This window comes from Micromonospora sp. CNZ322 (assembly GCF_007827755.1).
Genome location: NZ_VITD01000015.1, coordinates 135751 through 162014 on the forward strand (window position 1 = coordinate 135751; position 26264 = coordinate 162014).

Consider the following 26264-nt stretch of genomic DNA (forward strand, 5'->3'; position numbering starts at 1 on the left):
TGGGGTGGGAGTACTCCTGAACCCTCCCCAGGGGCGGCCCCGGCGTTCGCACCGCGCCGGGGCCGCCCGCTCCACGCGGGGTGACCCGCACCGTCATTGTTGCGAAAGTTATTCGCTTCTGTCCTGCTGACGGGAAAATCGGGTGGTCGGTGACCCGATCAGGCGTCGCTGGTGCTGATGAGCACCTTGCCCACCGTCGAGTCCTCCACCGCCTGGTGCGCCGCGGCCGCCTCCGCCAGTGGGTAGTAGTGCAGCGGCAGACCGGCGTCCGCGCCGACCCGGATGCCACCCTGGCTGGCCGCCGCCGCCACGTCCTTCACGCCCTGCGCCTTGGCCGACTTCGGCTCCGTGTAGACCAGGACGAACTGCCAGCGGGCGTTTGGCGCCATCATCGCCCGGATCGGGATGCTCACCTCGTCCCCGCCGTTGTCGGCGTACATGCAGACCGCGCCGCCGTGCCGCAGCACCCGTGCGTCGACCGAGGCGTTGCGGGCGGGGGAGACCTCCACGATCGTGTGGACCCCGTCGGGGGCGATCTTGTGGACCTCCTCGACCACGTCCTGCTCCCGATAGTTGATCACGAAAGAGGCACCGGCCGAGGCTGCGAGCTGCGCCTTCTCCGCGCTGCTCACAGTGGCGATCACAGTGGCGTCGGCCCAGCGGGCGAGCTGGATCGCGGCGTTGCCGACCGCGCCCGCGCCGCCCTGCACCAGCACCGTGTGATCCGCCAGCGCACCGGCCCGCAGCGTGTCCGGCATGAACTCGCCAGCGGTCAGACAGCGGTGCGCGGTGAGGAACGGGATGCCCAGGGCGGCGCCCAGCTCGAACGGAGCGGCGCCGAGGCGTACCGCCTGCCGGACCGGCACCAGCGTGTACTCCGCCGTCGTGCCCCACTGTCGCTGCCAGGCAGCCTCCCAGATCCACACCCGCTCACCGATCAGGTCGGGGTCGACCCCATCGCCGACCGCCTCGACCACCCCCGCGCCGTCCTGCCCGGGGATCTGCCACCCGTTCGGCGGGGCGTTGCGGCGGGACTTCCAGTCGGTCGGGTTCACCCCGGAGACCGCCATCCGCACCAATACCTCGCCCGCACCCGGCTCCGGCACAGGGCGATCGACCAGATCGAGCACCGAAGGGTCGCCGTTGCGCTCGTACACGATGGCCTTCATCCGTGGTCTCTACCCGGCTCGACCCCTGTCAACCCAGCTGATCCACCAGCTCCGGGGTCAGCTCACCGATCGCGTTCAGCGTGGCCACCGCCAGCCCGGCGGCGTCCGGATCGAGCGGGTACGAGCCGTGCGGCACCGCCACCACCCGCATCCCCGCCGCCGCGGCGGAGCGCACCCCGTTGGACGAGTCCTCCACCGCCACACAGCGGGTCGGGTCGACGCCGAGACGCTGCGCCACGCTCAGGTACACGTCCGGTGCGGGCTTGCCCCGCTCGGTCTGCTCGGTGGAGAGGGTCGCGCCGAACGCGTCGGTCAGGCCGGTCGCCGCCAGCGCCGCCTCGATCAGCCGCGTCGGCGACGAACTGGCCAACCCGAGCGGCCACCGCGCGGCCAGCCGGCGGACGACCTGGTCGGCGCCGTCGATGAGAGGTACGTGGTCCCGGTAGCGTCGGGTCATCTCCTCGACCACCTCGACTGCGACCTGCTCGGCGGTGCGGTCGACGCCCAGCTCTCCGCTGAGGTAGTGGGCCCACTCACCGGTGCTCATCCCCATGAGCCGGCGTTGCGTGTCCGGTTGCCACGCCCCGCCGTGGGCCGCTACGTACGCCCGACGGACCTCCTCCCACACCGGCTCGGAATCCACGATCACGCCGTCCAGGTCGAAGACCACCGCATCAGTCACGGGCCCATCCTGCCCGACCGGTGGGTGCCCGGTCAGCCGGGCAACGCGGGCAGACCGAGCGGGCTGCCCTCGGGGAGCAGGGTGTGACCGGAACGGGCGATCGGCTCCAGCAGCTCCCGGAGCCGGTCCGTGTCGTGGGCGCCGAGCGCCTGCCACGGGTGCGCGGCGGCCCGGTCGGTGGCGTCCTCGATGGCCTGGAACTCGGCCCGGGCGTGGTCGGTGGCCGCGCCGTCCCCGGTCAGCCAGCCCCGCTCGGTGAGCCGCTCGCGGGCGGCCTGCCACTGCTCCTCGGACCAGCCCCGGCCCAGCAGGTACTGCGGCGGCGAACCGTCCAGCGCGACCCGACCGGTGAGCGTCTCCACCGGGTCGAGGCCGGCGGCCACCAGCGCCGCCACGTGCCCGTCCCCCCGGTGCTCGCGCAGCGTGGTGGCGGCCTGCCAGAGCCGCGCCAGCGGGTATTCGCCCGCCGGGAGGGCCGCGTTGGCCGCGCCGAGCACCCGGCCGGCGGTCTGCGCCGCCGCGGCGGCCCGCTCCAGCAGGTCGGCGGCCTCCACCAGGTGCGACTCCGGTAGCTCGTAGGTCAGCTCGGCGAGCGCCTGCACGGCACCGGTGAGACGGGCGCGCAGCGCCTCCTGCGGGGTGGCCAACCGCCACACCGCCGGCAGCGCGCGGGCCACCATCGGCGGCGCGAAGTTGAAGAAGGCGGCGATCACCGGGGCCGCCTCGGCGGCTCCCAGCGGCGCGGCCCGGCCGGCGAAGTAACCGCGCCAGTAGCCGCGCAGCCCGACCGCCTCGTACGCGGCCCGGGCCCGGGGGTGCAGGTAGGTGACAGTGTGCACCGGCTCGAAGTACGCCCACATCGACCGGGCGGTCCGCCCAGGCTCGTCCAGCGCCGTCACATGCACCTCCGCGTCCCGGTTCCGGATGCTCACCCCGGGCGGCGAACCGCCCGGGGTGACGCCGAACCTACTGCCGCAGGGTGACGGGCCGGAAGCCCCATGTGAACAACTCCATCGCGTCCCGGCGACAACCGGGACGACCCGGACAGGTCACTGGGCGGCGAGCACGTCCACCACGAAGCGCAGCGGACCGGTGGGACGTCCACCGGCGGCGGCCTCGTCGTTGCCGTACGCCAGCTCGCCCGGGATGTCGAGCTGCACCCGGCTGCCCACTGTCACCCCGACCAGACCCTGGTCCCAGCCGGGGATGACCTGGCCGACGCCGATCGGGAAGGTGGCCGGCTGCCCGGCCTTCCAGGAGGAGTCGAACTCCTTGCCGTCCTTGTAGAACACCCCCACGTAGTTGGTGGTGATGTTCTGGCCCTTCTGCACGGCCGGGCCCTTGCCCTTGATCAGCGGGGTGACAGTGAGCTTCTTGAGGTCGCCAGTGCCCGGTGTCACCGCCGGCTTGGTGCCCAGCGCCGGGTCGGCGCCCTCGGGCAGCTGCGGAGCGGGGGGCGCGCCGGCCTCGTCGGGGGCCGGGGCGGAGGCGGACGGGGTCGCGTCGGCCTGGGTCTTGGGCTTGTCGTCGCCCCCACCGATCGTCACGAAGACGCCGATCAGCACCCCGACCACGGCGACGGCGGCGAGGCCGCTGGCCCACGCGTTGCGCTTGCGCCTCGCGTCGGCTGCCTTCTTCTCCGCCAACTGGGCGGCCAGGCGGCGCCCCGACTTGGTTGCCGGGCTCTGGTCCGGGCCCGTCTGCTGCGTCCGCTCGCTCACGTCGTCGACTCCCTGCTGCGAAGTGTGGCCGGCACCCGGTGCCGGGGGGAAAGCCGACGCACACGGTACCCGCACCGCGGCCTACCGTGCCCGCCGCGGACGCCTCGGATCGCCCAGCGCGACAGTTCCGGGGCTTTCCTGGGCGGTTATTCCGGGACGACCATGAAGTCGGTCACGAACGAGGTGATCCGTCCGTCGGCGGTACGGCCGATCCAGGTGCCGTAGCAGCCGTCGCCCCAACCGGTGGCCACTGTGAGGACGTTGGCGCCGGTGGCCTCGTCCAACACGGCGCTGATCAGCCCCGGGACCGGGGACGAGGGCAGTTCGGTCGGGATGAAGACCTCCTCGACCCGGTCCTCGTCCCAGCTCTCCAGGACGGCGAGCGCGGTCGGGTCGGCGAGGGTGCCGACGCCGGCGTCCACCCCGTAGCCGAAGTAGTCGTCCGCGCCGAGCGTGGCGACGTCCTGGTCGCCCGCGACGGCCGGCTCCCAGTGGGTGGTCGGCTCGTCGGAGACCACCAGCTGAAACGCGGCCACCCGCCGGTCCACCTCGGCGTCCTCCCGGAGCACCACGGCCACCCAGGCGCGGGCGGCATACCGCCCCGGCGGCACCGTGACCGTGAACGGCTCGGCCTCCGGGCAGACCAGCGGGTCACACCCGACCACCTGGCCGGTGGGCAGCACGACGTCGCCCGCCGGGTGGCCCTCGATCAGGTACGCGCCGTGCTGGTCGGTGAAGCGTGCGCCGGGTGTCAGTAACCGGTCCAGATCAGGGGTGTACGGCATGGGGGGCTCCTCCGGTCGCCAGCGGCCGGCGGAGCGTACCCGGCGAGGCGGACACCGCCGCCGCTGCCGTACGGTCAGGCGCTCTTGCGGGGTGCGGTCTTGCGTGCGGCGGTCTTCTTCGCCGGCTCCGCCTTCTTCGCGGCGGTCTTCTTCGCGGCGGTCTTCTTCGCGGGCTCGGCCGCCTTCTTCTCGGCCGTCTTCTTCGCCGCGGTCTTCTTCGCGGGAGCCTTGGCCGCCTTCTTCTCGGCTGCCTTCTGCGCCGAGCGGGCCGACGAGATGGGCGTCGGCTCGCCGCCGCCACCACCGCCGCGGGCCGGCTGCTCGCCGCGAGCCGCCTTGGCACGCTCCACCGAGGCCTTCAACGCCGCCATCAGGTCCACCGCCGCGGCCGGGGCCTCCTCGACCTCCTCGGGCTGGACGACCTCCCGACCCTCCACCTTGGCGTCGATGACCTCCTGCAACGCGGCCCGGTAGTCGTCGGTGAAGACGTCCGGCTCGAACTCGCCGGTCATCGAGTCGATCAGTGAGCTGGCCATGGCCAGCTCCGGCGGGCGCACCTTGAGATCCTCGTCGAGGAAACCGAAGTCCGGGGTACGGATCTCGTCCGGCCAGAGCATGGTGTTGAGCAGCAGCACACCCTCGCGGACCCGCAGCGTGGCCAGCTGCTCCCGCTGGCGCAGCGCCACCTTGACGATGGCCACCCGCTCCGAGTCGATGAGCGCGTCGCGCAGCAGCACGTACGGCTTGGTCGCCGCGCCCTCCGGCTCGAGAAAGTACGCCTTGTTGTAGAGGATCGGGTCGACCTGCTCGGCCGGCACGAACTCCAGCACGTCGATGGCACGGGAACTGGTCAGCGGCAGGTCGGCGAAGTCCTCGTCGGTGAGGATCACCATTTCGCCGCCGCCGATGTCGTAGCCCTTGGCGATGTCGTCGTAGGTGACCTCTTCGCCGCAGACCGAGCAGGTGCGCTTGTAGCGGATCCGGCCGCCGTCCTCGCGGTGCACCTGGTGGAACCGAATGTCCTTCTCCTCGGTCGCGGAGTAGAGCTTCACCCCGATCGAGACGAGCCCGAACGACACGGCTCCCTTCCAGATGGCACGCATCCTGCGCTCCCTTCCCCGGTATCGACCATGCTCGCATCCGAAAGAACCGGACGCGAGGTGTTCGGGCTGCTACTACAGTCGGGTCGTGCCCGGCGCGCCGCTCAAGCCGATGCTCGCGATGACCGGGCCGCTCCCGGCGGGTGACGGCTGGGCCTACGAGTTCAAGTGGGACGGCGTCCGCGCTCTGGCCGACATCTCAGGTGGCGGTCAGCACCTGTATGCCCGTTCCGGCGTGGAGATCACCGCCGCGTACCCGGAGTTGGCCACCCTGCCCGAGCAGGTCGACGACGCGCTGCTCGACGGTGAGGTGGTGCTGCTCGGCCAGGGCGGGCAGCCGTCGTTCACCGCGCTGGCCGAGCGGATGCACGTCCGGGACCGGGCCAAGGCGGCCCGGTTGGCGGCGGTCATGCCGGTGACGTACATGATCTTCGACCTGCTCCGGCTGAACGGCGACGACCTGACCGGCTGGCCGTACGAGCGCCGCCGGGAGGCACTCGACGCGCTCGCGCTCGGTGGCCTCCGGTGGGCGGTGCCGCCGATGTTCGCCGACGGGCCGGCCACCTACGAGGCGGCCGGAGAGCACGGCCTGGAGGGGGTGATGGCCAAGCGGATCGGGGCCGTCTACCGCCCGGGAGTGCGCTCGCCCGACTGGGTGAAGGTCAAGCTGGAGGTGACCGGCGACTTCGTCATCGGCGGTTGGCGGCCGGGAGCCCGCCGGATCGGCGGGCTGCTGGTCGGGGTGCCCGGCCCGGACGGCCGACTGATCTACCGGGGTCGGGTCGGCGGCGGGATCGGCGCGGCCATCGAGCGGCAGCTCCTCGCCGAGCTGGAGCCGCTGCGCTCCGGCGTGTCACCGTTCGCGCCGGGTGTGCCGCGCGACGATGCGCGGGGCGCCATCTGGGTAACACCCCAGGTGGTGGTGGAGGTGAAGTACGGCCAGCGCACCCCCGACGGCCGGCTGCGCTTCCCCCGGGTGCTGCGGTTGCGCCCGGACAAGCCTCCGGAGGAGGTCGACGATGCCGGCTGAACGGCTACGAGTGGAAGTCGAGGGTCGCGCGCTGGAGCTGTCCAACCTGGACAAGGTGCTCTACCCGGCGGCCGGGTTCACCAAGGGCGAGGTGATCGACTACTACACCCGGATCTCCCCGGTGCTGCTGCCGCACCTGCGCGACCGACCGCTCACCCGGATCCGCTTCCCCAACGGGGTGGACGACAAGTCGTTCTTCGAGAAGAACACACCGGCCGCGACCCCGGACTGGGTGCGGGTGGAAAACCTACCCGCGCCCGGGTCGACGAAGGGCCGGGAGACCATCGACTACGTGGTCGCCGACGACCTGCCCACCCTGGTCTGGCTGGCCAACCTGGCCGCGTTGGAGCTGCACACACCCCAGTGGAAGGTGGGCGAACACCCGGACATGATGGTCGTCGACCTGGACCCGGGGCCGCCGGCCGGGCTCGCCGAGTGCTGCCCGGTGGCGGTGCTGATGCGCGACCGGCTCGCGGACGACGGCATCGAGTCGTACCCGAAGACCTCCGGCAAGAAGGGCATGCAGCTCTGCTGCCCGATCGCCGGCACCCAGCCGTCCGACCTCGTCTCCGACTACGCCCGGCGGATCGCTCAGGAGCTGGAGAAGGCCCACCCGAAGCTGATCGTGTCGAAGATGGCGAAGAACCTCCGCCCGGGCAAGGTCTTCATCGACTGGAGCCAGAACAACGCGGCGAAGACCACAGTCGCGCCGTACTCGCTGCGGGCCCAGTCGGTGCCGTCGGTGTCGACGCCGCTGACCTGGGACGAGGTCGAGGCCGGCGCGCGGGGCCGGAAGCCGGCCGTCCGCCAGTTCACCGCCGCCGAGGTCCTGGCAAGGGTCGAGGAGTACGACGACCTGCTCGGCCCCCTGCTCGACGGCGGCCCGGAACTGCCCACCCAGTGACGGGTGCGAGGCCCGACGTCAACGGCGCAGCCGCCACCAGGCACCGCCGACCAGGGCGACAGTGATGACGGTGACCGCGACGTCGCCGGCCAGGGCCGCGGCAGGGCTCGCCGGGGAGTACGGCGGCACCAGGTACGCGAACGCGGCGGCGTTGACCAGGCCCGCGGTGCCGGCAACAAGCACGTGCCGCTGCCCCCAACCGTTGCCCGACGACCAGTACGCGATCAGCCCTCCGGCGGCGGCGGCGAGTGAGAGCGCGATGGTCACTCCCGCCCAGCCGGGCGTCAGGTCGGCGCCGATTCGGACGAGGACGATCAGCAGACCCACCCAGAGCGGATGCGGCACCCGACGGCGCCGACGCGGGACGGCGCGGCGCCAACGGGGTAGCAGGGCGACCGCGACGAGGGCGAGGACCAGCACGGCGGCGAACGCCAGCTGGAGCGGGCTGGCCAGGAAGTCCTTCCGGCCGCTGCTGTCGGAGAAGATCAACAGGCTGCCGAGCAGGTAGAGCACGCCGACCACGGCGAGACCGGGCTGGCCCAGCCACGGCCGGAGCCGCCGCTCCGGTGCGAGGAACGACTCGATGAGCACGATCGGCGCGCAGATGGTCAGCACGATGTGGTTGCCGACGTAGTCGAGCGCCTGCCGGAGGCTGAATTCGAGCCCCGGCACCAGGGACGCCTCGGCGGCGCCACGGGTGTCGGCGTACTGGGTGTCGTCGAGGTAGTCGGGGTTGAACAGCGACTGGTCTACCAGCCCGGCCTGGAGTACGCCGAACGCGGCGGCGAGCAGCACTATGGTCGGCCAGCCCGCGCCGAGGTGCCGGGCGGTCTCCCGGATGAGGATCGCCGCGCCGCCGTACATCGGGCCCAGGAAGATCAGCACCGGGAGGAAGTCGTCGATGGCGAAGCCACCCCACGAGCACTCGGCCGCCCACGGCGCGAGCAGCAGCAACGCGATGACCGGCAGAAGCCGTCGGCGCAGAGGCAGACGGGCGGCGGGAGGGTCGGCGGTGACGGGTTCGGGTCCGGTCGGCATGGGCGCTCCTCGGCGGCGTTTCGGGGGTTCCCTGCACCGTGCGCGGGCCACCCGGTCAGCCGATACGGCCATCGGCCGACGACCGGTGCGACCAAAGTCGTTGAGTACTGTGGTGCCGACGTCGACCCGGGGAGCGTGGAGATGCAGCCAACCGTCACGGCCAACCTGGCGGCCCGGCCCGTCGAGGCCGAGCGTCCGCTGCTCAGCTACCGCGACGAGGCGACCGGCGAGCGCGTCGACCTGACCGCACAGCAGGTCGGCCAGTGGGCGGCACGCAGCGCGAGCCTGCTGCGGGACGGCTGCGGTCTCGGCCCCGGCAGCCGCGTAGCGGTCCTGCTGCCGCCGCACTGGCGTACCGCAGCGGTGTTGTTGGGCGCCTGGGCCTCGGGCCTGGCGGTGTCGTTCCGACCGCGCGCCACTGCGGGCCTGGCGGTGCTCGAACCGGGCGGCGACCGGCCGTTCGATGCGGTCTTCGTGACGCCGGAGCGGCAGGACGACTGGCTGGAGGACGTGCCGGACGCGCCGCACCGCTATCTCGTCGGCACCGGGCCGGGGCGGCTGGACGACGTGCCGTTGGGCTGGTTGGACTGGTCCGCCGAGGTGCTTCGGCACGGCGACGGCGCGCCCGACCACACCGCCATCCACCCGTCGGACCCGGCCACAGCGGACGGCACCACCTACGGTCAGTGGGGTGCGCTCGCCCAGGAGTTCGCCACGATGCTGGACCTGCGCGCCGGCGACCGGCTGCTGGTCGACGCCGCCGAGACCGAGCAGCCGCTGAAGTGGTTGCTCGCGCCGCTCTCGGCCGGCGCGTCAGTGGTCATCAGCGCCAACCTCGACCCGGCGCGGCGGGACGCGGTGGTCGCCGCCGAACAGGTGACCCGGGTTCTCTGACCCCCGCCGGAGCGCCCAAACAGCGCTCGCCGATCCGGTTCCGTTACATCGCCATCTGCCCTGTTCAGAGGGTCTTTTGTCGATGCCGTCGGCGTGTTCTCATACCCGAACAGCGACGTCATCGACCCCGCACCGCCTCCCTCATCGAAAGGTGCACCGATGCGCAGAAGACAAACCTTCCGACTGGCGGTCCTCACCGCCACCGCCGCGACGTTCCTGGCGTCCGGCGGTGCCTCCGGGGCGCTCGCCACGGCCGCGCCAGCGACCGCCTCCCCGGGCGTCACCGCGTGTGAGCCAGGCGCCGACGCGCACAGCGCCGGCCGGCTGGCCGAGGGCGCCACCGCCCAGGAACCGGAGCTGTACTCCACTAACGAAGCCAACGCCTACGGCGTGATCAAGGACGCGCCGCGCCTGCCGAACGGCAGTGTCACAGTGCCGACGGTCTTCCACATGATCTCCGACCATCCGCTCACCGCAGCCGAGACGACCAGGTGGAACACCCTGATCGCCGCGCAGATGACGGTGCTCAACGACTCGTTCGCGGGCCGCACGGCCGGAGACGCCTCCAACACTCCGTTCCGGTTCTCGCTCGTCGACACGACGTGGACGGTGAACAGCGCCTGGTACACGGTCGTGCCGGGCAAGAACGAGCGGGACATGAAGAAGGCGCTGTACACCGGTGACTCGGAGACCCTGAACGTGTACGCGGCCAACATCGGCGGCGGGCTGCTCGGCTGGGCGTACTTCCCGAAGGGCTACAACAACGGGCGCGACTACATCGACGGCGTGGTGATGCTCGACGAGTCGATGCCGGGCGGTACAGCCGGCAAGTACGCACTGGGTGACACGCTGACGCACGAGGTCGGGCACTGGCTGATGCTGGAGCACACCTTCGCGCACGGCTGCTCCGCGTCCGGCGACTTCGTCGCGGACACCCCGCGCGAGGCGGCGCCGCAGTTCGACTGCCCGGTGGGCGCGGACTCCTGCACCGCGCCCGGGCTCGACCCGATCCACAACTTCATGGACTACACGCAGGACTCCTGCATGAACATGTTCACCGCCGGGCAGGCCGACCGGATGAGCGACGCCTGGGTGGCGTTCCGCGCCGGCGGGGCCGGATAGCCCACTGAAAGTCGGGGGCCGGCGGGTCGCTCTGCGGCGAACCGTCGGCCCCGACCGCTTCACCCTTCCGGTGGAGCCCGCTCGTTCCGCCGATCCTCATGTTCTGCCTGCTCCTACGCTTCGCCGAAGGCATCTGGCACTTTCATCGGCGGAGGACACATGGCGTCGGGGCGTACAAGTCGGACACTGATGGCGGCGGTCGCCGGTGGACTGTTCGCCCTCGGTGTGGTCGCGCCCGGCCCGGCGGCGGCGCCGCTGCCCCGCGCGGCCCAGGCCGACGGCCCGACCGTTCCCGAGCCGCGCGAGCCGCGCCCACCGCTGCTCCCCGCCGACTTTCAGGGCACCGGCCGGTACATCGTCCGTGACCTCGGCATCGACGTGCCGTTCTCCTGGCAGGGCCGCAACGGCAACAGCCAGATGACCGCCGGCGGCCCGGACCACCCGATCTGGTTCACGAACCTGATCTACGAGAACACGCTCTACACGCTCACCTACAGGTGGCCGAACATCCCGCTGTTCCCGCCCCGCGCATGCAGCAAGGTGCCGGGGTTCTTCAACCGGCAGATCTTCAACGACAAGCTGAAGACAGCCCGCTATGTGGGGCCGGAGATCCTGCAAGGTGAGAAGGACCGGCACGTGGACCACTGGCGGGTCGGGGTCGTCGGCGGTTCCACAGTGCCGGGGGAGTTCTTCCGGTTCCCGATCGCGCTCGGCGACATCTACGTTGATCAGCACGACCCGAGCCGGTGGTGGCAGGTGTTGCAGTTCGGTCTGCAGAACCTCTTCGACCCGGAACTGGACGAGTGGTTCACCATGGACACCTTCGACCACCGCCCCGGCGAGGTCACCCTCCCCGACCGCTGCCCACCCCCCACGTCGTAGCGCATCTAGTCTTTCAGGCGAGGTCCAGGAATTCGTCAGCGATCGCCGTCAGTGCAGCTGGCTGGACTTGAACCAGAGCCCTCAACGGAGTCGTCCAGCTTCCTAGACGGAACGCCCACGCGATGAGCATCCGTCCACGGGCAGGGTCCATTTCTGCCAACGTGGCCAGCGCCGCTGCCTGTCGCTCCGAATTTCCGATCGAGCGGGCCAATTTCTCGGCACTCTCGGTGTCGCCGCTGGCCATCGCTGTTTTGGCGAGCCCGGTCAGCACCGACGCCTGCCGCTCCTGATTCCGTATCGACTGGGCCAACTCCTTGGCCGACTCGACGTTCCCGGCTTCCATCGCCGTCCTTGCCAGCGCGGCCAAGATGGACGCCTGCAGATCCGGGCGGCCATTCGAACGGACCAGCTTCTGGGCCCACTCGATCTTGCCGCCTGCCACAGCCATCTCCGCAAGCGTGAGAGAAATCTGTGCACGCTGGTTCCGGTTGCTGATTGAACGAACCATTTCCTCGGCTTGGTCAGCCAGCGCGCTGGCCCGCTCCGCATCGCCGACCACCGCCATTGCCAATGCCAACCGTGCCAACGCCCGCGCCCGGCTGTCCAGACGTTCAATGAGGTGGACCAGCTCCTCGGCCCGGTGAGCAAGCGCCCAGACGGGCTCAGTGCACCCTGTCCCGGCCTTCGACATCACGATTGCGGTCAAGGCTCTCGCCCGACTCTCCGGGCTGTCGATCAATTGGGCGAACCTGGTGGCCCGATCGATGTCACCGGTCCCAGCAACCGCCGCAACCAGCACGCCCATCACCCGGGCACGCCGGTCCAGATGGTTGATCGACCGAGCCAACTCTTCCGCCCGGTCGGCCAGGGTGCCCGCCTTCTCTGGATCACCAGCGTTGGCGACCGTCGTTACCAGAGCCGCCAACGCCGGGACCTGCCAGTCGCGGCGGTCGATCGAGGAGACCAACGCTTCCGCTCGCTCCGCGTCGCCCCCTGCAGCCACCGCCTCCGCCATTGCGCTGAGCGCCTCGGCCTGCTGCTTGGGACGCTGAACGGACCGCACCAACGCTTCTGCCTGTTCGATCTGGCCAGCCGCAGCGATCCGTCGGGCAAGAGCGGTAACCACTGACGCCTGCCGGTCGGGGCTCCTGATCGAGCGGATGATCGCTTCCGCCCGCTTCGTGTTGCCGTCGGCGGCCGCGGTCTCCGCCATGCCTGCCGCCGTGTCCTCGATCGCGGTCATCGCTCTGGCCCGCCCCTGACGGCGACCAATTGAGCGGGCCAACGTCTCTGCCCGCTCAATTTCGCCCGCTGCGGCCATCGCCGGCACCAGCGCGCTCAGGGCCCACTCCCTGCAACGTTGGTTGGTGATCGAACCAGCCAGGCTCTCCGCCCGCTCAATTTCGCCCGCTGTGGCCATCGCCGGCACCAGCGCAGACAGCGCCTGCTCCTGTCGGTCGCGGTTCGCGATCGAACGGACCAACATCTCTGCCCGCTCAATTTCGCCCGCTGTGGCCATCGCCGGCGCGAGCGCACATAGTGCCCGCTCCTGGCGGTCACGGCCGCTGATCGAACGCACCAGCCCTTCCGCCCGCTCGATTTCGCCTGCCGCAGCCATCACTCGCACCAGGGATGCCCAGGCTTCTGCCTCCAGCCTTCCACCGCTGATCGATCGGACCAGTGTCTCTGCCCGATCGAAGTCGCCGGCCGCAGCCAGCGCCGGGGCCAGAGCGGCCAACGTCCGCCCCCGCCGGTCCGGGTCGCTGACCGAACGAGCCAGTTCCTCGGCGCGGTCAGCCAGCGCAACGGCACGCTCCGCGTCGCCAGCCTCCGCGACAGCCCTCGCCAACTCACTGAGCGCCCACGCTTTTCTGTCCGGGCGAACCATCGAGATGACTGCCCTCTCGGCCCGGTCGGCCAGCACAATCGTCCGCTCGGAGTCGTAAGCTCCGCCAGCTGCCGCGACCATGCCAATCAACGCCTGCGCTCGGTCAGTCGGGTCCATCGAATGAATCAGGTTTTCGGCACCCTCGGTCAGCGCCCCAGCCCGCTTGGCGTCGCCTGCCTGGGCGACTGCCCCGGCGAGGACGATCCATACCTGCGCCCGCTGGTGTGGGTCAGGAAGCGAGCGAATCAGATCCTCGGCCTGATCAGCCAACGCACCGGCCCGCTCGCCGTCGCCGGTTGCGGCCACCGCCCTCACCACGGCGATCAATGCGCGCGCCCTCGGCTCAGGCTGACCGATCGAGCAGGCCAGGGTGTAGGAGCGATGACTGTCGCCCGCCGCTGCCACTGCCGCCGCCAGTCCGGCCAACGCCCGCGCACGCCTCTCCGCACCGTCGAACGCGCGAACCAGCTCCTCGACGCGGTCAGCCAGCCCGCCAGCCCGCGCGGTGTCGCCTGCTGCGGCCACCGCCACGACCAGGCCAGTCAGCGCCCACGCCTGCCAGTCAGCGCGGTCGGCCGCGCGAACCAGCTCCTCGACGCGGTCAGCCAGCCTGCCAACCCGCTCAGCGTCGCCTGCCTGGGCAACTGCCCCGGCCAAAGCGATCCATACCTGCACCCGCCGATGCGGATCAGCGACGGAGTGAATCAGCGCCTCGGCGCGGTCGGCCAGCACGCCAGCCCGCTCGACGTCGCCATCGTTGGCGACCGTCATCGCGAGGTCAGCCAACGCCAACGCCCGCCGACCGGGTTGGTCGATGGAGCGTGCCAATGCCTCGGCCCGAACAGGCTGGCCGAGGGATGCCCAGACCGCGGGTAGCCCGGTCGGAATGGTGGCGTTGCGTTCCGCGAGGTTGTCTCGGTGAATCGCAAGGCGAGCCATGACCACCAGGTCAGGCTCGGGCTGGGCGAGAATGACGTCCTGAGCGGTGGTGATTTCAGTGAGGGCAGCAGTGTCGCCCCCGGTGATGTCGAGCATCCGGTCGTGTCGGTGAGGGTCCACGGCGCAGGCGATCAACCTGGATACATCGCCGGTGGCAAGCAGCATCCGGTAGTAGCCACGCAGCAGATATTCGGGGGTACCGGCCGGCCATTGTTGCTCGCGGAAGGTGTCGGCCCAGACGTGTAGACGCTGCCGGTAGCCCCGCAGTCGCGCCTGGCCAAGGCGCTCGACTGCGGCATTCTGCAGTTCTTCGTGACCGAGCACGTACAAGTCGGGTCCGGTGTTGGGCTGCCAGCGGCTCGGGCGTTGTGTGAACGAGCGACCGGCGACGGTGCTGAGGTGGTCTGCAATCTGCCATTCCGGCCAGCCGGTCAACTCAGCAAGGTCGTTGGCGCTGAGGCCGCCCCCGGCGGCCGTGAGAAGACCTAGCAGGTCCTGTTCGGCTGGAGCGCCCGACAGCAGCCGGGTCAACTCCCGCAGCATGTCTGCCCTGTTCACCTCCGCCTGCGGCGATCGGTTCAGTAGTCGAACAATCCGGGGATCGCGTAACGGATGCCTGTCCGGCACGTCGGTGGGGATCGGGGGGTTCGGCCGCCCGGAAACGACGATGCGCATTCCGGCCGGCGGCGTTGCGGGCAGCAGTGCGGCGATACTGTGGGCGTCCGATCCGCGATCCTCATCCAAGCCGTCGATGAGCAGGATCAGCCGCTCGCCTCGTGTCTGGCAGGCCTCGGCTGCACGGTCGAGTAGATCGAGAAAGCTCTGGTCGCGAGTCGCGTCCGTGTAATGGGCCGGCATGGGCTCACCAAGCAGTTCGGCCAGTTGCTCGATGACCACGTCCGTGAAGGCGACCCTGTCGCTCTGTCCGGCCCATCGGGCCGTGATGAAGAACGAGACGAGTCGTATCCCGTTCGGCGGGTGCAGAACGAACCAGGACATCAACGCCGACTTGCCAGCCCACGCGTCCGCACGCCACCACCGGTAGTTGGCGGCATCAGGCAGCGTGCAAAACGCCGTGAGCTCGGCCAGTTCCTGTTCCCGGTCCAGCAGATCCGATGGGGCGATGCGGTGCACCTGCTGGCGGTAGGCCGACCGGGCAACAGGCCGCGAAGCGATGGTGACTGACCCCTTGATCACGCCGGTGTTGGCGAATCCGCCGCCGTGAGCTGTCGCGTTGCCGGTCTCGCGGGCCAATGCGTCGGGTAATCGTCTCAAGCTCACCGCGAGCCCTTCCGCCGCGCAGGGCCTCGATGTCAGGGGTGAAGGTTCAGGCCGCTGTTGGCGCTGCCGCCATTGCTGGCCTGAGCGTCACCGGTGCGATCCGCTACTGCTGGCCCTGCGATCGTGGACGAGCCCGTCACCCCACTGTTCGCTCGGCTGCCCAGCCCACGTGCGGTGGCACTGCCGGTGTTGCCGGCACGGTGGCCTGGGCTACTGCCCGGCAACGCCGCCCACACCGCCACACCTAGCGCCGCTACGGCGGCCAGGGCCGACGCCACGGTAGCGATTCGATCTGCCTGGTCCCACTGGTTCAACGCGAAGGTTGCTCCGAGCGCTCCTACCACCAGACACGTCACCAGGATGGCTACCCGCCGCGCAGTCACCCTCACATCATGCGCTCCTCGATATCAAATGGACAGGATCCGACGGGCCCGTCCCACGCGCACCCTCCACCGACTGCGTTGATCAAGAGGTTTGCGTCATCGATCGGCCTGATGATGACGCAAACCTCTTGATCGACACGGGCGGGGTCAGGTTTGGGGCCAGGTCCGGTTACAGGGCGAACAGCAGGGCGGCGTCGAGGAGGACGACGACGGCGGTGGCGAAGTGGATGCCGAAGGCGACGGCCTTCGTCCCGCCGTTCCGCAGCACGATGAGGGTGTCGCCCAGCGGGACGAGCGCGACGACGAGCATGAACCACGCGACCGCGTCGGCGGTCGTGAAGGCGATCAGGGCGAGGCCGAGCAGCCCGAAGGTGAGGTCTTTCAGCCCTTTGACCGTCAGGTAGGCGGGATCACCGTCCGGGCGGGCCGGCACGCCGTACCCGGCGGCCGCAGCCTGGGGCACCAGCAGGAACCGTGCGCCGATGAAGGCGACGAAGAGGCTGAGTACGACGGCGAGCCCGTAGGCGAGGGGTGCCAGCATGAGTCTGCTCCAATTCCTAGCGCTGCTAGATATGAGAGCGACGCTAGCAGAGCATCGACAGAAACGCTAGCGGTGCTAGGATGGCTGTCATGTCGACACAGGGGCGCCGGGAGCGCGAGCGGGCGGAACGGGAGCAGGCGATCATCACCGCAGCCCGCGACCTGGCGTTGGCGGAAGGCTGGGACGCGGTGACCACCCGCCGGCTCGCCGCCGAGATCGAGTACAGCCAGCCCGTCCTCTACAGCCACTTCAAGGGCAAGGACGCCATCATGGCGGCGGTAGCCGTCGAGGGCTTCGCCGAACTGGCCAACGCCCTGGCCACGGCCCGGGCCTCGGCCCCCAGTCCCCGGCAGGCGATCGCCGACGTCGCGGCGGCATACGTCACGTTCGCCGAGCAACGTCCCGCGATCTACGACGCGATGTTCACCCTCGCCGTGGACCTGCCGTTCGCCACTCAGGACGTCCCGACGGACCTGGCCCGAGGCTTCGCCGAACTGGCCGAGACGGTGCGCCCAGTGGCGGGGGACGACGACCTGGAGACGGTCACCGAGACATTCTGGAGCGGCCTGCACGGGCTGGTCACGCTGATGCGCAGCGGCCGGCTCCGCCGCCCGGGCCACGACCGCCGGCTGGCGGTGCTGGTCGACCGTTTCTCCCGGTGAGCGTCGTCGGTCAGGGCTGACCCGGTCGTCGCGCGCACGGCGCGAGGTGGTCGGTGGGAAGGGCGCACCGGGCGCCGCCGGGCAGTGGTCGATCACAGAAAACCCAATGTCGTACGCCCTGCTGGTCCTCCGCCGAGACCGTCACCCCGCCCGGCTCGACCCGCGCGCTGAGCCGGACCAACACCCGAGCGGCGGTACGCGCGAAGATCCGGGCGCGCAGCAGGTCAGGTGCGGTGATCGGCAGGTGGATCACCCAACGGTCGCTCATTGGTAGCGGCGCCGTTCGAGGAGCTGCCCTGGGTGCGGCGACTCGTCCCGCCTTCTCGTCGGACATGGTTCGTCGCGTCGGCTCGCTAGCCGAAGGATCAGGTTGCGCACGGTGACTGCCCTTCGTCGGATGGAATCGACGTGGAGGGGCGGTCTCCGCCGGTTGCGCTCGGCGGAGACCGCCCGCCCGCGGCCGTTCGGGGGTACGGCGGCAGGACCGCGCCGGGGAGCGCGGCGGGTGGAGTCTCGACGGGTCGGATCTTGGCAGCGATGCGAAACCAGTACGAGAGGCGCCAACCGACCGCAGCAGCACCGCATCACCGAGAGCGACGCTACCGACACTGAGTCACCTATGTCAAGAACGTCTCCGAGTCATCTACCCACCTGTGTCACTCGCGCTACATGCGTTGCCTGCGTCGGAGCGGCTGATCAATACTGAGCGAGCCAACCGACTGCAAGGGGCTCCACGTGCCGATCCCGCCCACAATGGACGAGCTGCTCGACGATCTCCTGAAGAAGATCAAGGACGGGACCTATTCACCTGGGTCCCAGCTCCCGTCCGGGCGCGTGCTGGCAGACGAGTACGACGTCTCGCAGTCCACGATCAGTCGTGCGGTGGGGAAGCTGCGGAAACAGGGCGTGCTCGTCGGCCGTCCGGGGCGCGGGGTCTTCGTCGCGGAATCCCGCAAGCGCTGACGCTCGCCGCCCACTCGGAGCAAGCTGGGTGAGGCCGCCCGCTCGGGGTGCGCTGGGCGAAGGCCGGCCGACCGGAGTTGCCCGTGGCCGCCGTCCACGCCGGACGGGCGATTCGTCTACGGCATCAGCTCCATGGCGAGCGCGAGAGACACCTCGTCCCTGCCCCGCGCCCGCGCCCAACCCACTGATCGACTCGGCTTTCAGGAAACCGGGGCATCGGAGCGTCCCGGACACCGCGACTTCCTGGAAACCGAGTCGATCAAGGCCGGAAAACCGAGTCGATCAAGGCCGCGCGCGGGTCAGTCGACGGTCGGTAGCTTCGGGCCGAGGACGTCGTCGGCGTCGACGATGGTGTACGCGTAGCCCTGCTCGGCGAGGAAGCGCTGCCGGTGTGCCGCGTACTCCGTGTCGATCGTGTCCCGGGACACCACCGTGTAGAAGTGCGCCTGCCGACCGTCGGCCTTCGGGCGCAACACCCGACCGAGCCGCTGCGCCTCCTCCTGGCGTGACCCGAACGTCCCGGACACCTGGATCGCCACCGCCGCCTCGGGCAGGTCGATCGAGAAGTTGCCGACCTTCGAGATCACCAGGGTGCGCAACTCACCGGACCGGAACGCGTCGAACAGCCGCTCCCGCTCCTTGTTGGTGGTCGAGCCCTGGATGATCGGCGCGTCGAGGTACTCGCCGAGCTGGTGCAGCTGGTCGATGTACGCGCCGATCACCAGCACCTGGTCGTCCGGGTGCCGGTCGACCAGCGCCTTGACCACCGGCAGCTTGGTGCGGGCGGTCGCCGCCATCCGGTAGCGCTCCTCCGCCTCCGCCGTCGCGTACGACATCCGCTCCGCGTCGGTCAGCGTCACCCGGACCTCGGTGCACTCGGCCGGTGCGATCCAGCCCTGCGACTCGATGTCCTTCCACGGCGCGTCGTACCGCTTGGGCCCGATCAGGCTGAACACGTCACCCTCGCGGCCGTCCTCGCGTACCAGAGTCGCAGTCAGGCCCAGCCGGCGGCGGGCCTGGAGGTCCGCGGTGAACCGGAAGATCGGCGCGGGCAGCAGGTGCACCTCGTCGTAGACGACCAGGCCCCAGTCGCGGGCCCCGAAGAGGTCCAGGTGGGTGAACGCGCCGCCGCGCCGCGAGGTGAGCACCTGGTACGTGGCGATGGTGACCGGGCGGATCTCCTTGCGCTCGCCGGAGTACTCGCCGATCTCCTCCTCGGTCAGCGAGGTACGGGCGATCAACTCCCGCTTCCACTGCCGGCCGGCGACCGTGTTGGTGACCAGGATCAGGGTGGTCGCCTTCGCCTCGGCCATCGCCGCCGCGCCGACCAGGGTCTTGCCGGCGCCGCAGGGCAGCACCACCACCCCCGACCCGCCGGCCCAGAACGCCTCGACGGCCTCCCGCTGGTACGACCGCAGCGTCCACGGCTTGCGCCCGTCCTTGCCGGCCTCGGCCAGCTCGATCGGGTGCGCCTCGCCGTCGACGTAACCGGCCAGGTCCTCCGCCGGCCAACCCAGCTTGAGCAGCGCCTGCTTGAGCCGGCCACGCTCGGACGGGTGCACCCGGATGGTGTCGTCGTCGATCTTGTCGCCGAGCATCCCGGCGAGCTTCTTGCTCTTGGCCACCTCGATCAGCACCAGCCGGTCCAGTGCGCGCAGCACCAGCCCGTACGCCGGGTCGTTGGCGAGCTGAAGCCGGCCGTACCGGTCCATCGTCTCGGCCACGTCCACCAGCAGCGCGTGCGGCACCGGGTAACGGGAGTACTTGAGCAGCGAATCCACGACACCCTCGGCGTCGTGGCCCGCCGCGCGGGCGTTCCACAGACCCAGCGGGGTCAGCCGGTAGGTGTGCACGTGCTCCGGCGAGCGTTCCAGCTCCGCGAACGGCGCGATCGCCATCCGGCAGGCCTGCGCGTCGGGGTGGTCGATCTCCAGCAGCAGGGTCTTGTCCGACTGCACGATCAGTGGTCCACCGCTCACGCCAGCGTCCTCTCCTCGGTTGGCCGACCGGCCCGAACGGGTCGCATACCCGCTGCTGGCCGACCATCCAGTGTTGCACGATGCGGGACTGCGGAAGAAAGATGCTCACCGGGCGCAACCGTGACGGCACTCACGAACGTCTAGTAAAGGGACGACTGTCTGGGGAGGGCCCATGAAGCATGTCCGGATCACTTCCCGGCTGGTTGCCCTCGTGGTGGTCGTGCTGGTCGGCGCGGGAGCGTGCGCGTTCGATCCGCAGTCCGGCGGGAGTGGTGGCGGGGGAGCCGCCCCAGCCGGTGCCGCGGAACAGGCAACGGGGGCGGGCGACACACCCGGGCCCGACCAGCACGGCCGGCCCACCCCGGCCTCGCCCACCCCGAAACCCTCCCGGAAACCCACGCCGAAGCCGACCCGCCCGGCACCCACGAAAACCCCCGGCACCGGTACGCCGACCGTCGCCGGTTGCCCCCAGGGGCAGCACCAGCGGGCGGTGGAGACCCACCTGGCCCGGTTGGGCGGGTTCGGGGCGGTGACAGTGGACGGCCGGCAGTCCGCCGCCGACTGCGCGGCGATCAAGAAGTTCCAGAAGAGGTACGGCATTCGCCCCGTCGAGGGTCGCGCCGGACCCACCACCCTCGACGTGGCCCAGCGCCTCGCCACCACCGACACGACCCGCTGCAAGGCCGGCACCGGCACCACGTTCTGCGTGGACCTGACCCGGCAGACCGTCTGGGCGCTCCGCGGCGGCAAGGTGATCATGGCTCCGACGGTGACCCGCACCGGCATGTCCGGCTACCGCACCCCGGCCGGCACGTACGCCGTCAACTACCGCAACCCCAAGGAGTGGTCCAACCCGTACGAGGTGTGGCTGCCGTACTGGCAGCACTTCACCCAGGGGATGGGCTTCCACGAGACCACCACCTACCTGCACGACAAGTCGATCGGCTCGCACGGGTGCGTCAACCTGCTGCACGCCGACGCCGTACGGATGTGGGAGCTCGGCAAGGTCGGCACCCGGGTGGTGCTCATCGGCCGGCGCCCCGGCACCTGAGTGACACGGAGCGAATCGCGGCGGTAACCCCCTGTCCGACCGGACTAACGAGTGTCACCCTTGGAGTCCAGTGCCGGACCGGCGGGGAGGCTGGGCATGACGGTCGACCGTGACGTGATCGCGGAGCATGAGCACGCACCACCCGACGAGGTGTCCCGAGCAACGGTGATCGCGTACGCCGTCGCGGCGACGCTCCTCCTCGGGTGGTTCCTCTTCGGCTGGCTGGTGCTCCAACAGGGCTTCGTGGACTCTGTCGGGGAATCCGCCGGCGCAGGCTTCGCGCTGCTGCTGATCATCTCGGTGGTCGGCACCGTACGCCGCAGCCGCCGCTGACCGACGGCGCCCGCGCGGTGGAGGTCAGTCCGCTACCACCGCCGCGGTGATCCGGTGCAGTGCGAACGTGTGCAGCATCTCGGTCCGTTCGTCCTCGGCCCGCAGGTAGCCGGCACCGATCGAGACCGGCTTGAGCAGGCGTGACGCCGTCGCCCCGTGCGCGTCGACGTAACCCACCCAGACCAGCGCCTTGTCCCGGACCGCCTGCTGGAGCACCGCCAGGGCCTCGCTGTGGGTGTGCGCCGGCACCGGGCCGCCGCCCAGCCCCGGCGCACCGCCGCGCACCACCGCCGGTGCCCGTCGGGCCGCCCGCGCCGCCGCGTCGCCTCGCCGGATGTGCTCCACCACGCCGAGCAGCCGGGGCATGGGCAGCTTCGGGGCGGCCAGCGGGTCGATCGTCCGGGTGGTCACCGACACCCGGGGCGGGGCCCGCCGGATCCGCGGCCGGGCCAGCACCGTGCTGCCGGTGCCGTCCTCCTGCACCGGGGCGTACCCCGCGTCGCGCAGAGCGCCCAGCAGCCGACCAACCTGGTACTGCGTACACAGCACCGTCGGCGCGAGCCGGCGCAGCGCCAACGACTCCAGCCGCCGGTCGGCCAACACCTCGCTGATCAGCGTCTCGTCGTCGCTGCGCAGGTACGCCCCAGCCAGGCCGACCCGCAGCCCGCCGTGCTTACGGGCCACGTCGTCGATCAGGTAGGTGAGCCCCTGCGGCACCGGGGTACGTGACCGGCGCCGAAACACGTCGTGCAGATCGTCGGCCGTGTAGCCGGAATCCAGGGCCCGCCGCACACTCGCCGTGGTGACCCGGTGCACGCTGGCCCCGCCGGCCGACTCCAGCTCGGTCATCGCCTCCAACTCGACGGCGAGCGCCGGCTCGGGTGGGCCGGGCACCACCACGGTCAGGTCGGCCTGCACCAGGAAATGGTCGACCGGTGCGGGCAGTAGGGCGTCCAGCGCCCGAGCGGCACTGGACGGGTCGCCGCTCTCGACGTCGGCGTGCACGCCCAGCGGGTCGTCACCCCGCTCGTTGGTCGACGTCAGATCCCCCAGCAGCAGCCGACCGTACGAGGTGAGCGCCCCCAGCCCCGTCACGCCCAGCTGTGCGGCCTCGGCCAGCACCTCCCGGTGGGCGGCGTCCCGGCCCCGGCTGCGACGCGGTGCCCGCCAGTCCAGCAGCTCCTGCACCTCCTCCGGGGTGGGTGCCGTCGCCGGCTCCAGATCGGCGAGTACGCCGAGCACCGCCCGTCGGGTGGCCGGCACACTGGCCCGCTCGGCCTCCGAGGAGAGCACGGTGATCGGCCGGTCCCGGTCGTCACGGCGGCCCACCAGCCCCACCTGCCGGGTCATGGTCAGCCACGCTCGGGCGAGCTGCTCCCACCGTTGGGCCAGCGAGGCGGCCCGCCACACCTCGTACCCGCCGGTCGGCAGCACCTGCTGATCCGCTCCGTACCGGCCGGTGGTCGCACCGGGCATCTCCAGCTCACCGAGGAGCCCCGCCGCGTACGCCACCTCCAGCAGCAGCGCTGTGGTCGGTTCGTCCAGCCCGGCGGTACGCGCCAACCGGCGCAGGTCCCGTACCCCGATGCCACCCGAACGCAGCACCGGCGCGGGCTCGTCGCCGAGCTGCTCCAGCAGCCCCTCGGTGTGCCGGACCACCTCCATGGTCTGCCCGGCCCCGGCCGAGTCGACCGCCTTCGGCTCGCGCGGCGCGGCGGCCACCGGCGGTGGGCTGGTACGCAGCGGCCCGAGCGGGCCGCTGTCGCGGCGCAGCAGCAGGCCGACCTCGCGGGGCAGCTCCACCGTTCCGCTGGCCGTGGACGAACCGGTCGTCACCGGGACCAACAACCGGTTGTCGACGAGCCACCGCACCGGGGAGCCGGTCGGGGCGCCCCCGTTGGTCGGGTCGGACAGGACCGGGTCCTCCGCACCGAGCGGCGGGGCCTGCAACGCCCCCGGCGGCACGCTGCCCACCGGCGGGCCGGCCGCCAACCGGTCCAGGATCGCCCGGGCCGAGGGCGGGGCGGCGAGCACCGTCCGTCGGAGCTTCGCCGGGTCCGCGCAGAGCGCGGCCGTGCGCGGGTCCAGCTCAGCGGCCGGTCGGCCGAGCCCAGCGGGGTACGGGGAGACCTCGTCGACGGCGGGCAGCACCTGGAGCGCGTGCTCCGGGCCGTACAGCAGGAAGAGTGCACGCAGTCGCCCCACGGCGGCCCGGACGGCCGTCGGAGCCGGCGGCTGCGGCCCCGAGGTCGCCATCGCGAGCACGGTGTCGGTGGCCGTGGTGGCGTCGTCCGGACTCCGGGTGAGGCGGGCGGCGTCGAGGATCTGAAGGGTGAACTGGTCCAGACCGTCCAGCGCGCGGGCCACGGAGACCCGGGACTGGGCCCGGATGGCCAGGGCGGAGACGTCGGCCGGCACGGGCACGACGAGGTCCGGCCGCAGCTGGAGGAGCGCGGCCAGTGACTCGTCGGGCAGCGACCGCAGGTGGTCGGCGAGTGAGGTGGTCATCGTCTTTCCACGCTAGCCCGGTACCGGGCTTCCGCGCCCCTCGGACGTCCGGTCGACTGGGAGTAGCCGGTACGTTTCTCGACATGCCCGCACTGACCGTCGGATTCGACCTCGACATGACCCTGGTGGACTCCCGCCCCGGCATCGCCGCGGCGTACCGGGCGCTGACCGCGAGGACCGGTGTGCCGGTCGACGCGGAACTGGCGGTGTCCCGGCTCGGGCCGCCGCTGCGTACCGAGATCGCGCACTGGTTCCCGCCGGAGCAGGTCGAGTCGGCCGTGCGGGTGTATCGCGAGCTCTACCCGGCGTACGCGATCACCCCGACGCTTCTCCTGCCCGGCGCGCGGGAGGCCATCGACGCGATCCGTGCGCAGGGTGGCCGGGTGCTTGTCGTCACGTCCAAGATCGGCCGGCTGGCCCGGTTGCACCTGGACCACCTCGGTCTCACTGTCGACGAGTTGGCCGGCGACCTGTTCGCCGAGCAGAAGGCGACCGCTCTGCGGGAGCACGGCGCGACCCACTACGTCGGTGACCATGTCGCGGACATGGTGGCGGCGGCAGCGGCCGGGGTGCCCGGCATCGGTGTGGCAACCGGCCCCTGCTCCTCCGACGAGCTGCGCGCGGCCGGCGCGGAAGTGGTGCTGGACGAGCTCACTGAATTCCCAGCGGCGCTCGACGGGATGATCCAGCTAGCCTTGGAGCAGTAGCGGCTCAAGTGAAGCAGGGGTTTTCAGGTGCCTACGGGTCGAGTGAAGTGGTACGACACGGCCAAGGGATACGGCTTCGTCACGAGTGACGAGGGCGGCGACGTGTTCCTGCCCAAGGGGGCGCTGCCGGCGGGTGTCACCGACCTCAAGGGTGGCCAGCGGGTCGACTTCAGCGTGGTGGACAGCCGCCGGGGCGCGCAGGCCATGGGGGTCAAGCTGTTGGATGCGCCGCCGTCGATGGCAGAGCTGCGCCGTCGGCCGGCCGAGGAGCTGCACGGCCTGGTCGAAGACATGATCAAGGTGCTGGAGGCGAAGGTCCAGCCGGACCTGCGCCGGGGTCGGTACCCGGACAAGAAGGCCGCGCAGAAGATCGCTCAGCTGGTCCACGCGGTGGCCCGCGAGCTGGAGGTCTGAGGCACCAGGCCGGCGGTGGCGGCCCGGTCGAGCAGTGCCGCCACCGCGGCGAAACCGGCCTCGCCCAGGTCTGCGGTGAACTCGTTGACGTAGAGGCCGATGTGCCGGTCGACCACGTCGAGCTCCATCTCCTGAGCGTGCGTCAGCACGTACTCCCGGCTGGCCGCCGGGTCCGCCCAGGCCTGCCGGACCGACTCGCGGATCCAGCCGGCCGCGGCCTCCGGGTCGACCACCCCGCGCCGGGCCAGGATCGCGCCGAGGGGGATGGGCAGGCCCGTATCGGCCTCCCACCATTCGCCCAGGTCGACCAGGGCGCTCAGACCGTGCCGGTGGTAGGTGAACCGGGCCTCGTGGATGACCAGCCCAGCGTCGTAGCGCCCAGCCGCCACGCCCGGCATGATCTCGTGGAACGGAACCACCTCGATCCGGGCCGGCGGTCGCCCGGCCGACCAGAGCCGGAACAGCAGGTACGCGGTGGTCCGGTCGCCCGGCACCGCCACCGTCGCGCCGGTCAGGTCGGTGCGGTCCGGCCCGCCGTCACGGTCGCCCCTGGTGAGCACCAGCGGACCGCAACCGCGACCGAGGGCGCCGCCGCAGGGCAGCAGGTGGTAGTCGTCGAGCAGCCAGGGCAGCGCCGCGAAGCTCACCTTCACCAGGTCGAACGCGCCCCGCTCGGCCGCCGTGTTGGTGACGTCCACGTCGGCGTACGTCACCTCGACCGGCGGCGCGCCGGGCACCCGCCCGTGCACCAGCGCGTGGAAGACGAACGTGTCGTTGGGGCAGGGCGAGATCGCCAGGGAGAGCGCCACACCCGCACGGTAGCCCCCGCCCTCCGTTCGGGGCCCGCGCCCACCCCACGACTGTGATCCGCGACCGTGACGCGCAGCTGTGATTCGGGGCTGTGATTCGGGAGTGTGATTCGGGACTGTGATCTGCGTCGGATCGCGGTGGCGGCACGAACTGCGGCGGACGCCGTCGGGCGGAACAGCGCGTGGAAACGACCGGCCCAGCAGGGTCGAGCACCCACCCCAGTCTCCCTTTGGAGCTGATGTCGTAAACGAATCGCCCAGAGTCGTTGACCGTGGTCCGGAGCTGGGGCCAAGGGCGCGAGCTCGCAGGCTAGGAACCCAGACCCAGACGAGTCCCGGACCCAGGCCAGCCCCAGCCCCGGCCCCGGGCCCAGGCCCAGGCGGGCCCCGGGCCCAGGCCCAGGCGGGCCCCGGGCCCAGGCCCAGGCGGGCCCCGGGCCCAGGCCCAGGCGGGCCCCGGGCCCAGGCCCAGGCGGGCC

Annotated in this window: 24 protein-coding genes; 11 read left to right on the forward strand and 13 right to left on the reverse strand. The window is 71.1% G+C overall.

Annotated features, from left to right (window positions below; all coding sequences use genetic code 11):
* Window positions 1-158: 158 nt before the first annotated feature.
* From FB453_RS28035 to ku, 6 genes are all read right to left on the reverse strand, one after another.
* Window positions 159-1169 carry an NADPH:quinone reductase gene (locus tag FB453_RS28035; RefSeq protein WP_145795071.1) on the reverse strand — a complete coding sequence of 337 codons (1011 nt, stop codon included), beginning with the start codon at window positions 1167-1169 and terminating at the stop codon, window positions 159-161.
* Between the two features lie 28 nt (window positions 1170-1197).
* Window positions 1198-1851 (reverse strand): HAD family hydrolase, encoded by a 654-nt coding sequence (locus tag FB453_RS28040; protein ID WP_112585809.1) that lies wholly within the window; start codon window positions 1849-1851, stop codon window positions 1198-1200.
* A 32-nt stretch (window positions 1852-1883) separates the two neighbouring features.
* Window positions 1884-2711 carry an SCO6745 family protein gene (locus tag FB453_RS28045; RefSeq protein WP_112585858.1) on the reverse strand — a complete coding sequence of 276 codons (828 nt, stop codon included), beginning with the start codon at window positions 2709-2711 and terminating at the stop codon, window positions 1884-1886.
* A 189-nt stretch (window positions 2712-2900) separates the two neighbouring features.
* Window positions 2901-3572: an FKBP-type peptidyl-prolyl cis-trans isomerase gene (locus FB453_RS28050; RefSeq protein WP_112585811.1), complete on the reverse strand. Its 672-nt coding sequence runs from the start codon at window positions 3570-3572 to the stop codon at window positions 2901-2903.
* 146 nt (window positions 3573-3718) lie between these two features.
* Window positions 3719-4357 (reverse strand): DUF4241 domain-containing protein, encoded by a 639-nt coding sequence (locus FB453_RS28055; protein ID WP_145795074.1) that lies wholly within the window; start codon window positions 4355-4357, stop codon window positions 3719-3721.
* Between the two features lie 74 nt (window positions 4358-4431).
* Complete coding sequence (gene ku, locus FB453_RS28060) at window positions 4432-5460, reverse strand: non-homologous end joining protein Ku (protein WP_091395326.1); 1029 nt, start codon at window positions 5458-5460, stop codon at window positions 4432-4434.
* Between the two features lie 85 nt (window positions 5461-5545).
* On the opposite strand from ku, the gene ligD (FB453_RS28065) reads away from it, so the two are divergent.
* Window positions 5546-6487 (forward strand): non-homologous end-joining DNA ligase, encoded by a 942-nt coding sequence (ligD, locus tag FB453_RS28065; RefSeq protein ID WP_145795076.1) that lies wholly within the window; start codon window positions 5546-5548, stop codon window positions 6485-6487.
* Window positions 6477-7391, forward strand: coding sequence for a non-homologous end-joining DNA ligase (gene ligD, locus FB453_RS28070; protein ID WP_145795079.1), 915 nt, complete (start codon window positions 6477-6479; stop codon window positions 7389-7391). The genes ligD (FB453_RS28065) and ligD (FB453_RS28070) overlap by 11 nt, the downstream gene beginning before the upstream one ends.
* A gap of 18 nt (window positions 7392-7409) precedes the next feature.
* Here the strand turns inward: ligD (FB453_RS28070) and FB453_RS28075 are convergent, their stop codons facing one another.
* Complete coding sequence (locus FB453_RS28075; RefSeq protein ID WP_145795082.1) at window positions 7410-8429, reverse strand: hypothetical protein; 1020 nt, start codon at window positions 8427-8429, stop codon at window positions 7410-7412.
* 141 nt (window positions 8430-8570) lie between these two features.
* Between FB453_RS28075 and FB453_RS28080 the strand changes: the two genes are divergently transcribed.
* From FB453_RS28080 to FB453_RS28090, 3 genes are all read left to right on the forward strand, one after another.
* Window positions 8571-9323, forward strand: a complete 753-nt coding sequence (locus FB453_RS28080) for a TIGR03089 family protein (protein ID WP_112585824.1) — start codon at window positions 8571-8573, stop codon at window positions 9321-9323.
* A gap of 159 nt (window positions 9324-9482) precedes the next feature.
* Entirely contained in the window at window positions 9483-10445 is a 963-nt protein-coding gene (locus FB453_RS28085; protein ID WP_145795084.1) for a zinc metalloprotease, read from the forward strand.
* A gap of 159 nt (window positions 10446-10604) precedes the next feature.
* Window positions 10605-11327, forward strand: coding sequence for a hypothetical protein (locus FB453_RS28090; RefSeq protein ID WP_145795087.1), 723 nt, complete (start codon window positions 10605-10607; stop codon window positions 11325-11327).
* Window positions 11328-11340: 13 nt separating this feature from the next.
* On the opposite strand, the gene FB453_RS28095 is transcribed toward FB453_RS28090, so the two are convergent.
* Both FB453_RS28095 and FB453_RS28105 read right to left on the reverse strand, forming a co-directional pair.
* Window positions 11341-15435 carry a hypothetical protein gene (locus tag FB453_RS28095; protein ID WP_145795089.1) on the reverse strand — a complete coding sequence of 1365 codons (4095 nt, stop codon included), beginning with the start codon at window positions 15433-15435 and terminating at the stop codon, window positions 11341-11343.
* Window positions 15436-15987: 552 nt separating this feature from the next.
* Window positions 15988-16359, reverse strand: a complete 372-nt coding sequence (locus FB453_RS28105) for a DUF4267 domain-containing protein (RefSeq protein WP_145795091.1) — start codon at window positions 16357-16359, stop codon at window positions 15988-15990.
* Window positions 16360-16448: 89 nt separating this feature from the next.
* Between FB453_RS28105 and FB453_RS28110 the strand changes: the two genes are divergently transcribed.
* A complete protein-coding gene (locus FB453_RS28110) occupies window positions 16449-17021 on the forward strand; it encodes a TetR/AcrR family transcriptional regulator (RefSeq protein WP_145795094.1) in 573 nt (190 codons plus the stop codon).
* A gap of 10 nt (window positions 17022-17031) precedes the next feature.
* Here FB453_RS28110 and FB453_RS28115 read toward each other — a convergent pair whose 3' ends face one another.
* The gene (locus FB453_RS28115; protein WP_112699944.1) at window positions 17032-17289 is read right to left on the reverse strand and encodes a hypothetical protein; all 258 of its coding nucleotides are present in this window, start codon (window positions 17287-17289) and stop codon (window positions 17032-17034) included.
* Between the two features lie 485 nt (window positions 17290-17774).
* Here FB453_RS28115 and FB453_RS28120 point away from each other — a divergent pair, with 485 nt between their 5' ends.
* Window positions 17775-17984 (forward strand): winged helix-turn-helix domain-containing protein, encoded by a 210-nt coding sequence (locus FB453_RS28120; protein ID WP_145795096.1) that lies wholly within the window; start codon window positions 17775-17777, stop codon window positions 17982-17984.
* 299 nt (window positions 17985-18283) lie between these two features.
* Here the strand turns inward: FB453_RS28120 and FB453_RS28125 are convergent, their stop codons facing one another.
* Window positions 18284-19963 (reverse strand): DNA repair helicase XPB, encoded by a 1680-nt coding sequence (locus FB453_RS28125; RefSeq protein ID WP_091395299.1) that lies wholly within the window; start codon window positions 19961-19963, stop codon window positions 18284-18286.
* 172 nt (window positions 19964-20135) lie between these two features.
* On the opposite strand from FB453_RS28125, the gene FB453_RS28130 reads away from it, so the two are divergent.
* Both FB453_RS28130 and FB453_RS28135 read left to right on the forward strand, forming a co-directional pair.
* Complete coding sequence (locus FB453_RS28130; RefSeq protein ID WP_112602139.1) at window positions 20136-21014, forward strand: L,D-transpeptidase family protein; 879 nt, start codon at window positions 20136-20138, stop codon at window positions 21012-21014.
* Between the two features lie 96 nt (window positions 21015-21110).
* A complete protein-coding gene (locus FB453_RS28135; RefSeq protein ID WP_091395293.1) occupies window positions 21111-21347 on the forward strand; it encodes a hypothetical protein in 237 nt (78 codons plus the stop codon).
* A 24-nt stretch (window positions 21348-21371) separates the two neighbouring features.
* Here FB453_RS28135 and FB453_RS28140 read toward each other — a convergent pair whose 3' ends face one another.
* A complete protein-coding gene (locus FB453_RS28140; protein ID WP_145795098.1) occupies window positions 21372-23855 on the reverse strand; it encodes a helicase-associated domain-containing protein in 2484 nt (827 codons plus the stop codon).
* A gap of 83 nt (window positions 23856-23938) precedes the next feature.
* Between FB453_RS28140 and FB453_RS28145 the strand changes: the two genes are divergently transcribed.
* Both FB453_RS28145 and FB453_RS28150 read left to right on the forward strand, forming a co-directional pair.
* Window positions 23939-24562, forward strand: coding sequence for an HAD hydrolase-like protein (locus FB453_RS28145; protein ID WP_145795100.1), 624 nt, complete (start codon window positions 23939-23941; stop codon window positions 24560-24562).
* Window positions 24563-24589: 27 nt separating this feature from the next.
* A complete protein-coding gene (locus FB453_RS28150) occupies window positions 24590-24976 on the forward strand; it encodes a cold-shock protein (RefSeq protein WP_074316242.1) in 387 nt (128 codons plus the stop codon).
* Here the strand turns inward: FB453_RS28150 and FB453_RS28155 are convergent.
* Window positions 24937-25785 carry a 1,4-dihydroxy-6-naphtoate synthase gene (locus FB453_RS28155; RefSeq protein WP_145795144.1) on the reverse strand — a complete coding sequence of 283 codons (849 nt, stop codon included), beginning with the start codon at window positions 25783-25785 and terminating at the stop codon, window positions 24937-24939. The genes FB453_RS28150 and FB453_RS28155 overlap by 40 nt on opposite strands.
* Window positions 25786-26264: the final 479 nt, after the last annotated feature.

Bases quoted from the DNA above. Each gene is read 5' to 3' on its own strand.
- FB453_RS28135 (WP_091395293.1), top strand. From the start codon at position 21,111: ATGACGGTCGACCGTGACGTGATCGCGGAGCATGAGCACGCACCACCC.
- FB453_RS28045 (WP_112585858.1), bottom strand. From the start codon at position 2,711: ATGTGGGCGTACTTCGAGCCGGTGCACACTGTCACCTACCTGCACCCC.
- FB453_RS28075 (WP_145795082.1), bottom strand. From the start codon at position 8,429: ATGCCGACCGGACCCGAACCCGTCACCGCCGACCCTCCCGCCGCCCGT.
- FB453_RS28080 (WP_112585824.1), top strand. From the start codon at position 8,571: ATGCAGCCAACCGTCACGGCCAACCTGGCGGCCCGGCCCGTCGAGGCC.
- ku (WP_091395326.1), bottom strand. From the start codon at position 5,460: ATGCGTGCCATCTGGAAGGGAGCCGTGTCGTTCGGGCTCGTCTCGATC.
- FB453_RS28085 (WP_145795084.1), top strand. From the start codon at position 9,483: ATGCGCAGAAGACAAACCTTCCGACTGGCGGTCCTCACCGCCACCGCC.
- FB453_RS28145 (WP_145795100.1), top strand. From the start codon at position 23,939: ATGCCCGCACTGACCGTCGGATTCGACCTCGACATGACCCTGGTGGAC.
- ligD (WP_145795079.1), top strand. From the start codon at position 6,477: ATGCCGGCTGAACGGCTACGAGTGGAAGTCGAGGGTCGCGCGCTGGAG.
- FB453_RS28110 (WP_145795094.1), top strand. From the start codon at position 16,449: ATGTCGACACAGGGGCGCCGGGAGCGCGAGCGGGCGGAACGGGAGCAG.
- FB453_RS28130 (WP_112602139.1), top strand. From the start codon at position 20,136: ATGAAGCATGTCCGGATCACTTCCCGGCTGGTTGCCCTCGTGGTGGTC.
- FB453_RS28035 (WP_145795071.1), bottom strand. From the start codon at position 1,169: ATGAAGGCCATCGTGTACGAGCGCAACGGCGACCCTTCGGTGCTCGAT.
- FB453_RS28120 (WP_145795096.1), top strand. From the start codon at position 17,775: ATGGACGAGCTGCTCGACGATCTCCTGAAGAAGATCAAGGACGGGACC.
- FB453_RS28140 (WP_145795098.1), bottom strand. From the start codon at position 23,855: ATGACCACCTCACTCGCCGACCACCTGCGGTCGCTGCCCGACGAGTCA.
- FB453_RS28115 (WP_112699944.1), bottom strand. From the start codon at position 17,289: ATGAGCGACCGTTGGGTGATCCACCTGCCGATCACCGCACCTGACCTG.
- FB453_RS28055 (WP_145795074.1), bottom strand. From the start codon at position 4,357: ATGCCGTACACCCCTGATCTGGACCGGTTACTGACACCCGGCGCACGC.
- FB453_RS28105 (WP_145795091.1), bottom strand. From the start codon at position 16,359: ATGCTGGCACCCCTCGCCTACGGGCTCGCCGTCGTACTCAGCCTCTTC.
- FB453_RS28090 (WP_145795087.1), top strand. From the start codon at position 10,605: ATGGCGTCGGGGCGTACAAGTCGGACACTGATGGCGGCGGTCGCCGGT.